Annotated in this window: 8 protein-coding genes and 3 pseudogenes; 6 read left to right on the forward strand and 5 right to left on the reverse strand. The window is 51.5% G+C overall.

The window, feature by feature from the left end; translation table 11 throughout:
* Positions 1 to 82: 82 nt before the first annotated feature.
* The 3 genes and pseudogenes from B9H04_RS06930 to B9H04_RS17980 all read right to left on the reverse strand — a co-directional run bounded on the left by B9H04_RS06930 (position 83) and on the right by B9H04_RS17980 (position 1,863).
* Positions 83 to 874, reverse strand: a pseudogene (locus tag B9H04_RS06930) (IS5 family transposase).
* A gap of 72 nt (positions 875 to 946) precedes the next feature.
* Positions 947 to 1,200 (reverse strand): annotated as a pseudogene (locus B9H04_RS06935) (IS5/IS1182 family transposase); the annotation flags it as partial.
* A 66-nt stretch (positions 1,201 to 1,266) separates the two neighbouring features.
* Positions 1,267 to 1,863 carry a hypothetical protein gene (locus B9H04_RS17980; RefSeq protein WP_139835045.1) on the reverse strand — a complete coding sequence of 199 codons (597 nt, stop codon included), beginning with the start codon at positions 1,861 to 1,863 and terminating at the stop codon, positions 1,267 to 1,269.
* Between the two features lie 550 nt (positions 1,864 to 2,413).
* Here B9H04_RS17980 and B9H04_RS06945 point away from each other — a divergent pair.
* The 5 genes from B9H04_RS06945 (at position 2,414) to B9H04_RS06965 (ending at position 8,040) form a co-directional block, all read left to right on the forward strand.
* Complete coding sequence (locus tag B9H04_RS06945; protein WP_080508622.1) at positions 2,414 to 3,652, forward strand: outer membrane protein assembly factor BamB family protein; 1,239 nt, start codon at positions 2,414 to 2,416, stop codon at positions 3,650 to 3,652.
* A 1,033-nt stretch (positions 3,653 to 4,685) separates the two neighbouring features.
* A complete protein-coding gene (locus B9H04_RS06950; protein WP_049932962.1) occupies positions 4,686 to 5,408 on the forward strand; it encodes a metallophosphoesterase family protein in 723 nt (240 codons plus the stop codon).
* A 723-nt stretch (positions 5,409 to 6,131) separates the two neighbouring features.
* Positions 6,132 to 6,509, forward strand: a complete 378-nt coding sequence (locus tag B9H04_RS17985) for a hypothetical protein (RefSeq protein ID WP_139835046.1) — start codon at positions 6,132 to 6,134, stop codon at positions 6,507 to 6,509.
* Positions 6,510 to 7,008: 499 nt separating this feature from the next.
* A complete protein-coding gene (locus B9H04_RS17990; protein ID WP_139835047.1) occupies positions 7,009 to 7,341 on the forward strand; it encodes a hypothetical protein in 333 nt (110 codons plus the stop codon).
* Between the two features lie 45 nt (positions 7,342 to 7,386).
* Positions 7,387 to 8,040, forward strand: coding sequence for a thioredoxin domain-containing protein (locus B9H04_RS06965; protein WP_248648665.1), 654 nt, complete (start codon positions 7,387 to 7,389; stop codon positions 8,038 to 8,040).
* Positions 8,041 to 8,250: 210 nt separating this feature from the next.
* Here the strand turns inward: B9H04_RS06965 and B9H04_RS06970 are convergent, their stop codons facing one another.
* Both B9H04_RS06970 and B9H04_RS17995 read right to left on the reverse strand, forming a co-directional pair.
* A complete protein-coding gene (locus B9H04_RS06970; RefSeq protein WP_049932959.1) occupies positions 8,251 to 9,081 on the reverse strand; it encodes an IS5 family transposase in 831 nt (276 codons plus the stop codon).
* Between the two features lie 37 nt (positions 9,082 to 9,118).
* Positions 9,119 to 9,280, reverse strand: a pseudogene (locus B9H04_RS17995) (MarR family transcriptional regulator); the annotation flags it as partial.
* A 97-nt stretch (positions 9,281 to 9,377) separates the two neighbouring features.
* On the opposite strand from B9H04_RS17995, the gene B9H04_RS06975 reads away from it, so the two are divergent.
* A complete protein-coding gene (locus B9H04_RS06975) occupies positions 9,378 to 9,710 on the forward strand; it encodes a hypothetical protein (RefSeq protein ID WP_049932958.1) in 333 nt (110 codons plus the stop codon).
* The last annotated feature ends 902 nt before the right edge of the window (positions 9,711 to 10,612 follow it).

Raw genomic sequence — 10,612 nt, forward strand, 5'->3', positions numbered from 1 at the left:
ACTGCCCAGACATGCTTGCCGATTAAACGGCTGTGTTGAATCGCTGTAAGGCGGAGAGATTCACTGTTTGACGAACCGTTTGCTATATAGACGACAGGAACTCACAGAACCACGACCGCGCTCGCACGGCGAAGCCGAGCGAGCGGTTCACAGCCGAGTTCACGGTTTTAGTCACAGAACGCTGATTGTAGCTGTTATTGTCGATTCTGGCATTGTGCGCATGGTCGTACGGAGTGAAGATGCGGTACTTGATCAGCGGTCTGATCCCGAGATCGCGTAATCATTCACGAAGCGATTGCTTGTCGTAGCCTTATCTGCCGAGAGAGACAGCAGATCGCCCGCATTTCGGGGGGATCTGCTCGGCAAAGTCTGCGTCATTTCCGTCTCAGATCGTCGAGCAGTGAACGTCAAGGGCGGCTTGTAACGCCGTATCGACGATTTTCGTGACTTTAATATTCTGAACGCGGTAGCTGATGCGCTGGCAGTAGTGGCGGCTCGCTGGTGAGCGATCGTAGAATGTGGCGTCGATCGCGGCGTGTTCAGAAAGATTGTGTAGCTGCGCCGACTGGCGCAGTAGCACTCAACAGACGCTCATACTGATCCGATTGAACGCCATACACAACGTGGAGGGCGCGGGGAGACCGGCCGCATCGAGGCCGATCTCTCCTGTTATTTGTGGCATTTCTTTGAGCAGGTCGATCGTCATGCGGTACGACGTATCGAGGTAAATCCGCAGACAGTGGAGGGAAACGAGTACGTAGTCGGCGAATCCGCCGCCCCGGGCGGTGGCGGCGGATTAGCCTCCATCGCCAGCAACTCTTTGAGCAACCGGCACAACTTCTCCGATGAAGCGGTAGATTTGGGTCGTGAACAACAGAACTCTCCCGCTTCAGCCCCTTTGATTTAGTAGCCTACCTCGCTGCCGTATGGCGATTCAACACAGCCCCTTACAGAGTTTTGAAGGCGCAGGGAGTTCGGGTAAGCCAAGCTTCGACGGATGCGAGGCATCTCGATCAGTTCTTCAAGCAGGCCAAGATAGGTCGTGTTCTTCCGCTCTTTGAGACACAGCAGAGCAACGTGTTGAGGAAGTGTATAGTGGTGTTTAGAGAATTTCGATGAGTATCGAGAAACCGCTCGACGTACCAGATGGATCGTCTTCTCGGTAGGCCGGAGGACCTGCGACTTCAGGATGGCCTTCATTTCATGGAATCACAGGATGAACATGTGACTCTCTAAGGATTTCAACAGAGCCGCTAATGTCAATCTTCAGCTAGGACCGATTTCTGATCCGCAGTGTGGACAGTATCTTATTTCATTTGGTTTCATAAGTTCTGTCCCACAACCTGAGCAATAGTTGGGTGAATTTGACTGTGGGACATCACTATTAGTATTATCAGAGGAGTATACTTTGGTTGAGAATTCTGATTCCTTGTTTGATATATTTTTTGTAGGAATATTTTTACTAGACTCAGGTCTGTCCGGTCTGACAATTTTTCTGTAGAAACTTCCGCTATTTTCATACTGGATGTAATTAATTGTATCACCAGAAGAAAGGCCCTCAGCTACTGGCGTAGAAATCTCAAAGGTGTCATAGTTTTCAATATCCATAATAATCACTTCTTCGTTATTACCAATATTGACAATTTGTCCTTCTCGTTCTTCGACAGATGGAACCCGTATTTGATCGTTTAGATCTAACTGTAATTCAACAACGTCATCATTAGAGAACACACCTTTAGCCTTGATTTCAGCCGTTCCGTTTGTTGATTGGTAGTCCTGTACTTCATAAGGCAGTCCTTTGTGCGAAATTAAAATATAATTTCCTTCCTGTATTTTTTGTATTCTTTTCAATTTTGGTGCCATATAACCAATTCTTTGCGTATAAATATAAGAACAACGCTGGAGTTGCTTTCATATGCTTGTTCAACGAGTCGGAGACAACGTACGTGCTGATTGTGTCGTCAATCATCATGACAGAGAAGGCGGTACTTCCCGAAGACCATCCTCGCATCCTGAGCCTGAGTGGCGCTATCAACCAGATTCTACTCCTTAAAATCGTTGCCCTATGAGCAGACGGGACTGTGTCACTCGTACTTTTTGATATCGTAGTCGACCTGCGAGGTGACGGTTCCATTTGTCATCCGCAGACCGCGTACACTCCTAGGTGTAGGGCAAAACGCGACAACGCTCTTGTGGAGCACATTGTTGATGGACTGCGATCTTGCGATTTACGCTGCGTGAACCAAATTGGGAGTCCACGGTAGAGGTGCTTAGAAGATCGATTAGTGTTCCCACTCAGCTAGCAACGACTGTATCAACAATCTCCTACAGAAGAACGTAGCAGGTTTTCACCCCATAAGAGCTATCTCATCAATGCCTTCCTTTCATCTGACTACAAATTCTTACCATCAATATGGACGAAGTGTGTATGTTTAATCCGACCCATCGGTTTTCTTTGGAAACGCAACGTGGACCAAGCGGCGAAGTAACAACTCAATGGGACCGCTCATTTCCAAGAGGCATACATCATGTCTCGATCTGGGGCGAGACAGTATACGTTGGAACAGAGAGCGATATTGTTGCTATTGAAACCAGTGGTACCGAACGCTGGCGCTTCAGCACGAATACCCCACACGGAGGTAACCATTCGTCCCCAGCGGTAGTAGATGGTACGGTCTACGTTGGAAGCGACAACAACTACGTGTACGCACTGGATGCTGAGACTGGCGATTGTGATTGGCGATTCCAGACGAATCGTTGGGTACGGTCGTCACCAGCGGTAGTAGATGGTACGGTCTACGTTGGAGGCACTGACGGTTACGTGTATGCACTATCCGCATCAAGGGGAACCGAACAATGGAAATTTAACGCTGACGCTCCCCTAAACTCATCACCTGCGGTAGTAAATGACATTGTCTATATTGGAAGCAATGATAATAATATGTATGCGCTGGATGCTCAGACTGGTGCGCTGAAGTGGGATTTCAAAACTGACGGAAATATTGAATCATCGTCACCAACAGTAATTGATGGTACGGTTTATATTGGAAGCCACGACAAACACGTATACGCGTTAGACGCAACTACTGGTTCGGTCAAGTGGCGATATCAGACTGGAGGTCATGTGTCTACATCACCAGCGGTAGTAGACGGTACAGTTTACCTTGGAAGCGACGATAACTATATGTACGCACTAGATGCCGAGACAGGCAATTGCGATTGGCGTTTTCAAACGGAAGGTAGGGTGAACACCTCTCCTATGATAGCTAGTGATGAAGTCTATGTCGGGACCAGCATGTTCAAAAACCCAGTTAATAATCTCTCTAATCCCGAGTCATTCCTATACTCTATAGATGCGGATACTGGCAACGGTAACTGGCGTTTTAAAATGAATGGTAGTGTTGTATCACCTGTAGTGGCTGATGGAGTTATTTTTGTAAGTTCTGTGAATTATACAACTGACGAGTACAAACTGTACGCACTTGAAGGGAAAGAAGTGAGCATGAACAACATAGAAACCCATGGCAAGGAGGATTGTTTGGCGTGTGGGAGTGACCTCACAATCTATGATAATGTAAATTTTTGTCCAGAATGCGGTACGGAGGTATCTAACAACGACAACTCGGATACGAGAATTTATGACCCAAAATAATGTTGTACTGCCCTCTTCAATCACTATGTTGTTGAGTACATATAGCTGTAGAGGTTGATAGAGTCACTCCCGAACACGGTCAAGTCTCGTAGATCCTGGTGTCACCGGTATCATTAGGATTATTTCGGGTAGACTCCTCACTTTCCGATCCGAACCGTGGTGGTACCGCTCGTCCCTGTTGCGCCTCATGAAGCCCTGGGAACGAGCTCTCGCGTATCATCCCATCTTCTGGACGGATCATCTTCACGAACATGATGTAATCGGCGCCGGGGAAGCCGTCCGTCGCGCGACTGGTAACACAGTTCGCACATTGCTGGAGCCGTGCGTCCATCGGATTGGAACAGGCACCGCAGTGCTGTAACAGCAGGCGCGAGTTCCTTCCGATTTCGTATTGAACGGTTCCGAATACATCTGACCACAGCATGTCAAACAACTCGCCAATATGGTCCCAGCTGGTTGGACCGCGTAGTCGACCCCGTCTGGACGTGTAGAGGGTTCAACCCACCTGATCGCTGGCTGAGTTCTTCTACACGGGTTGTCTTCCACATGAAAACGAACTCACTGTCGTCGGAGAACTCACTCGTGATACAGTCGTAGCAAGTCGGGTGGAGCGGGGTCGCTGGCATCGGACAATCATGTGCCCGAACGTGTAGAATCTCTGTTTCGTCGTCAAGGATTGCCCAGCTTGGCTTGCCGTCAATCGCCGAACTCCAGTGATAAGTAGTAGGGTCAGTGAGTGGATTCAATCGCGTCAGGAGCGAACTCGCGTCAGTACCGTTGAAGACCCGCCCGGTGGAGATATCGCTGATCGAGGCTGATGACGGAACGATAGGAAAGTGATCGACGAGAACCGCGAGCATGCCAAATCCGTGTCCGCTGGCGAAACATACGAAGAACAGGGCCGGGCATTCCTTGAGCGTCTCGATGAGCAGGGAGTTCCAGTACTTGCAGTACCTAGGAATCACGGTCCCGTCGACAGCGGCTGAGTGAGGGGCTCACGAACGTCCACCCACTTCACAGCGTTACTCGAAACGTGGTCGTCGGGGCAGAGTGGTCACTCGCCATCGCCGGATGGGGCTGTGAGCAGTTCGACTTCACGCCAGCCCTGCTGTCCCCTGACTACCCAGATATCCCGGTCCAAGACGAGGCACAGACGGCAGATGTCGTCGCAAGCACTCTTCTCCGTGCGGCAGGGCAATACCTTACCGGAGACCTCTCTAGAGTGAACCTTGCACACAAACTTGGCACCGAGGCGACGAACCCCTCGTTCGAGACCTCGCTCGCTCGGCTGGATGCCCGCTTCAAAACGCTCGTCGAATTGGTAGAGGGAGCCAACGGTCCGACCGTCGTCGCAAGCCACATCTCCCCGTTCAATGTACCGTTCGACATCCGCGGACAGCACTCACACGACAGAGACTACCATTTCGGCTCCGTGGCGCTTCGGGTCGCACTGGCGGCGGCTGGTGTCGACGCCTGTCTCTTTGGACACACCCACCAACGCGGACTGACAGCGATCCCGACTACCAGCGGGCAGTACATAATCCCGGTGACGCGGGGGTCTCTAGCGTTTCTATCAGCCAGGATGGAACCCTCCGGGCGGAGCAAATCGACGTCGCGTGGCGATGATTGGAAGTTCATCAAGTTGCAGGCGGGTCGGACAGACACCTTCCCTATGATCACTACGGTTACCTATGTTCAGTTACCACCAATAAGGAGATTTCTGAGGGAGAGTCCAAGGTTAGTCAACGATAGGTAGCTCCGAGATTGTTTCCGCAATCGACTCACGGTCAGCGTCACCTAATTCGAGCACGACCGCAATATCGTGTGTATTTCAGTATCATAACACCCACCGAATCCCGTCTGCTGGGCGCTGCGTTTCGGGAAGCCCATCTGAGGTCGGGTCATTGAGATGGATTGCTTAGATTTGCGAACCACCGACGAGCGCGAGCGTGGCGAATACGGGACGCCACGGACCCCCCTCTGGAGGGGGTGCTACGTCGAGATCGGAATCATTCTTGCTCTGTTTCACATTGTCCCGCAGGAACTGCTGGAAGGCCTCTGACAGGTGGTCGCAGAGCTGTTCTGTTCATCGGCACGCTCCAGCACGGACTCAAAAGCTCTGTCGTCAACCGTGAGCGCACGCCATTCCCTCGCGATGTATGCAGTATCGATTAGTATCGATACATTATCGAGTCAAGGGAACTGTATGGCGAGAAAAACCGGCGCCACGATATCCTCGAGTATGTCGTAGCAGAAAGTGTCAGGCGAATTTTCGGTGGCGAGTAGGTAGCTACTGACCTCGGTGACCGTTGTAAGCCGTTCAACGGGTTTTTGATAGTCGAACGTACGCGTTGTGTAGATAGCCAGCCACACAGGATCAACTCGCTCGCCAGACACGCCTCCAGAATGGAGATGAGAGCAACCGAAAGTAACCGAAGCCGGTCAAGTTTTTTTCTCTTGGGAAAGAGTCCTTTCTGACATGGCAGAATTAACACGGGCAATACAGGAAGCGAAAGAAGCTATAAATGAGGGATATCCAAATAACGAGATCATTGAAGTTTCAGATACTAATAGGAGCATGGGGGGGACCTTCTATATTAATTTTATATTGAAGTCTAATGGCGGAAAAAAGGTTTGTCGGGCTGAGGTAGCCACATCAAATAATTTAATTTTTAATGGATGCAAATATGCAGTTAAATCTATTGAAATAATTGAACAATCCTCAAATGAACGATCCGATTCTAACACAAATATTTATCAAGACGATGCTCAGTCTTGCCCCGAATGTGAGGAATCATTGAAGGACTATAATAACGTCAATTTTTGCCCACACTGTGGGTATGTATTTGGTAGCTAGATCTATTACTGAATATCAGATATTGTCGACACCGGGTAAACTCGACAATACATGATTGGTAGTGAGACGATTTTTCTTGGAATATTTACTTATCGGTTCCACAACCCGATATTCCATTGATGGGGCGACCAATCCGTGTCTCAGTCCCGCGTCGCGTTCTATCCAGCGAGAACCCCGTTCGTCAGGAGTACCTCAATACGATCGCCGACATGGATCTCAGTATTGAGCTTTTCACGCCAGATCCACCGAGAGGAAATGGACCACTCGGATCGTTTCTTAATGAAGAACTACACAACGAATCCGCGGTAGAACGTGCATCGCAACATGATCTCGATATCGAATCAGTCCACTGCACCCCTTTGCTCAGTGGCTGTAGCTCGTCGGGAGCGAAGGCCTGCGCTGACAAGGTTCTCGATACACAACTCGGATTCCAAGATCGGGATTCGACTCAAGGCCCTCATGACGGCGGTGTGAGTCGTTACTCCTCTGTGACCCGTCAGTGTTCGTTTTCCATCCACCACGAACCTACGCGAGCGAGAACGCGGATCTACAGCGAAGACGAAAACAGCTTGTCGCGACGCTCGGAAACGCCCAATATCGACTTGAGAGCAACGAGAATCTTGACAGCGTTCCGGTCCTAACGATCGAGAACGTCTGTCCGCGAGGGCCCTTCGAATATCTCCTGACCGAAGAATCGGACGTCGAGGAACCGGATATAGAACGGGAAGACGACGTCGAGGACCCCGAGACAGAGCAGGACACGGAAGAGGAGGACGCCGACGAAGATGAAGACGAGGACGAGGAAGAAGATGAGACCGTTACCGTAGTCTAGGAAGTCGATGCGCTGAGCGCGATGTCTTGGGGTGTCCAACCGGTGATGAAACGTGTCGAAGAGAGATTCGGGGAAGAGATCGACCTCTTCTACAAACCGGCTCCAGTCCGTGAAGTTGATCCGGACCAGGAGAAGCAGAAGTGGATCGACGCCGGACAGCAGTGTAGTATGCCGGTTGATCCCTCGTTCTGGGACGATGATCCGCCGGAGTCTACGGAATTGGTCAACAAGGCGTTTGAGGCAGCTATCCAGCAGTACCGGGGAATGGATTATATTAGGGCGTTGTGGCGTCGTGGTGTTGCAGCTGGCCGCGATATCAACGAAGAGGACGTCCTGATTGACCTGGCGTCAGAAATCGACTTGGACCGGAAGCGGTTCGAGGAAGATCTGGATGATGTGGAACTGGAGATCGGAGAGCGGGGTGAGCTTCCGTTCACGTTTATGGAGATCCACGGGAATCCGGTTCCAAAGAATGGCCGTGTCCGGTACTCGGACTTCAAGACCCAGTTCACGTTCCAGGGGATAGAGGAGCAGGAGGCTCAGGAACTACAGGGATTCGTTGAGGAGTACGGGCCTGTGGCTATTCCGGAAGTGATGGAGGTGTACGGAGTGCAGCGAGAGGATGCTGTTCAGCGTCTCCAGGACCTGAATAGTGTTTCGTCGTTCAAGGTCAACGGCGAAGAGTTCTGGAATGTGTAGCACAGTTTCCCCCATCTCAATTGAGTGGGTCTTAGGAGTCGTGATGAACCGGACGCGACTCGATCTCAGCAGGGTCGTCGATCCAATTTCTATCGCCACCTTTGGAACTCAGCGCTGTCACATAGTTGGCTGCGGTGCCACCTCTGCGGTCGAGGTTGAAAGCTCCGTACGTAAAGAACAGCTTTGTTGAATCCGATGACGGCGTGGGGATCACTGTTTGAGAGCCTGTTCGAGGTTGTAGACTGCGGCGGTCACCACGAGTTCGCAGAACTCGCGGTACCACGCGCGAGGGTAGACAGCGGGGCCGAACCGACGCTTGATGGCCGAAAAGGCGGTCTCGGCCATCCAGCGCTGGCCGTATAACTCGCTGTCCAACCGTGCGTTGTGCGCGTGATCGTACGCAGCGAACAGCCGGTGGCGCAGCAAGGGACGGACGCCCTCTGACCGGAGGGCGTCCCGGAGAGATTGGTCGTCATAGCCTTTATCGCCAGCGAGACTCTCGATCTTCTCGGTGTTACGAAGGGCGACTCGATGGCCAGTCTGGGTGTCGTGAGGCCAGTGTGCCGAGCAGTGAAGATCGAGGATGGCACACGAATCTGTATCGACGAGCGCTGTCGTTTTGAGCGTGCGTATGTGGCGATCCGAGCGGTGTTGGTAGTGTCTCGATGCCGTTTCGCGGTCGAAGAACCTGGCATCGATGGCTCCGTGCGAGCCTGGATCGCAAATGGTCGCAGATTCCCAAAAGAAGCCGCGCCACACAGACATGGGTACCCTCTCAAACGACCGATACAGCGTTGAGGGTACGGGAAATGCCGTTCGAGCGAGTTGTAATGGACCACGAACGCGATCCATCTCACTCGCCCAATCGACGATCTCGCGGTACGTCGCGTCCATGTGAACCCGCAAAAAATGGAGTGTGACATGTTTCCAACCGGGAAATCCATTGCCAGTCGGATCGCTCACCGCCGTTGGACTGGCGGCACAGCGCTTTTGAGCCAGCGACGCGGCTTGCTTAACGAAGCGGAAGAGGAGTTTAGTCACATTCGACTCTTCCGCTTCGCTACTGTCTTCAGAGCGACGCTATCTCGTCGCCTTCTGCGGATTCAACAGAGCAGACGAGCCCTTTCTCAACGAGGTCGGCGACGGCAAGAGAGAGGTAGCTCTCGCTGTGGTTGAGCTTCGTCGCGAGCTCGGAGATCGTGTCGCCGCGGTCGACCGTGGCGAGAACCTCGAGTTTCAATTAGTGTTACAGTCAGCAGGCACGAGAGTCGTCTCCACCGTCTTAACCAACAAAACTATGGATTCGGAGACCATGTTGGTTAACACGAGAGTAGCCGATGGCCTACGAACCCCCGACCCCACCGGCGAACCTCCCGACGGAGATCGTCAACATGTTCAACGAGTCGGACCCGGAGCAGCTTCGAGACGTTGCGACATACGCTGAAGCACTCGCCGAGCACAAGGAACGAGAGACCCGTCTCGAGGAGTCGGCAGATCAAGAAGAGGTTGAAGAGCGACCAGACGATCTTCCGGATGACGTCCCGGCCAAAGCGACGATCACGATCAAGGAGATCAACGACAATCGCTACTACTACTGGCAGTGGCGAGAGGGGGACCAGATACGCTCACAGTACAAAGGCCCAGTTGACTCCAAGAGCGAGCGTGATTGAGCCTTCTCCGTTTCCAGGCAGAGGAGACACTCACGAACTCAATCAGAGGCTTCTGGTTTGACGCTGATCTTCAGAACAGGACAGGTAGTATGTTCCCAGTCAAGAGCCCCGCACATGGTGGCGCAGGGGACCCGCCTCACTCGCCAATTCAAAATCTAAAACACTACTACTTCACCCACCCCCGGGGATGTCCGCAATTTCACGGGATATAGTGACAAACTACGCTGTCAAGTCTGTATTGTAGTAATCTTGGTTGCGAGTAGTTTCCACGTGGCCTCGGAGGTGTAGTGGTTCGAACAGGAGACCACGGATTTAGCTGTGAAAGTACGTTAGTTACTATTGGATCTCACTACACGGCTCGTTAGGCCGGGGGTAGTAGGTTCCCCGGTAGGAGTCTATGTTTGAGCCAACGTCGGTTAATCGAGAATGATGAAGCCGTTTGAGGATTACCTCCCCCACCCCCGGGGATGTCCGCAATTCACGGAGGAAAGAGGAAGTCAGATTCAAAAGGAAACTGAGAGACTCAGTTCACGTGTACTTTAGAATGACCCGCTAATGACTGAAAACAGCCTTCACGGGTTCAGTAGTCACGATCTCGTATAGAGACCATCTAATAAACTATGTTTCAGTGACGGTCGCAAAGAGTCGATATATCTACCGCCCGCCCCCGGGGATGTCCGTAATTCTGAGTCCAGACTGTCTGCCGGTCTAAGTCGGACAGCAGCTAAAGTACTTAAACAAATACAAACCACAATAAGAACAAGCGTAAACAACCTTCTACCTACTACTTACTCATTCCAATAAAAAGATTTATTATATACGTTGCTGACCATTGCTAATCGTGGCAAATTCACGAATTCTACGTCTAGTTAGGCCGATGAAGATGGCTATAACAGGGGTAC

This window comes from Halorubrum ezzemoulense DSM 17463, assembly GCF_002114285.1.
Taxonomy (GTDB): Archaea; Halobacteriota; Halobacteria; order Halobacteriales; family Haloferacaceae; genus Halorubrum; species Halorubrum ezzemoulense.

Coding starts and splice junctions, on each gene's coding strand:
- B9H04_RS06975 (WP_049932958.1), top strand. CDS start 9,378: ATGGCCTACGAACCCCCGACCCCACCGGCGAACCTCCCGACGGAGATC.
- B9H04_RS17985 (WP_139835046.1), top strand. CDS start 6,132: ATGGCAGAATTAACACGGGCAATACAGGAAGCGAAAGAAGCTATAAAT.
- B9H04_RS17980 (WP_139835045.1), bottom strand. CDS start 1,863: ATGGCACCAAAATTGAAAAGAATACAAAAAATACAGGAAGGAAATTAT.
- B9H04_RS06965 (WP_248648665.1), top strand. CDS start 7,387: ATGAAACGTGTCGAAGAGAGATTCGGGGAAGAGATCGACCTCTTCTAC.
- B9H04_RS06945 (WP_080508622.1), top strand. CDS start 2,414: ATGGACGAAGTGTGTATGTTTAATCCGACCCATCGGTTTTCTTTGGAA.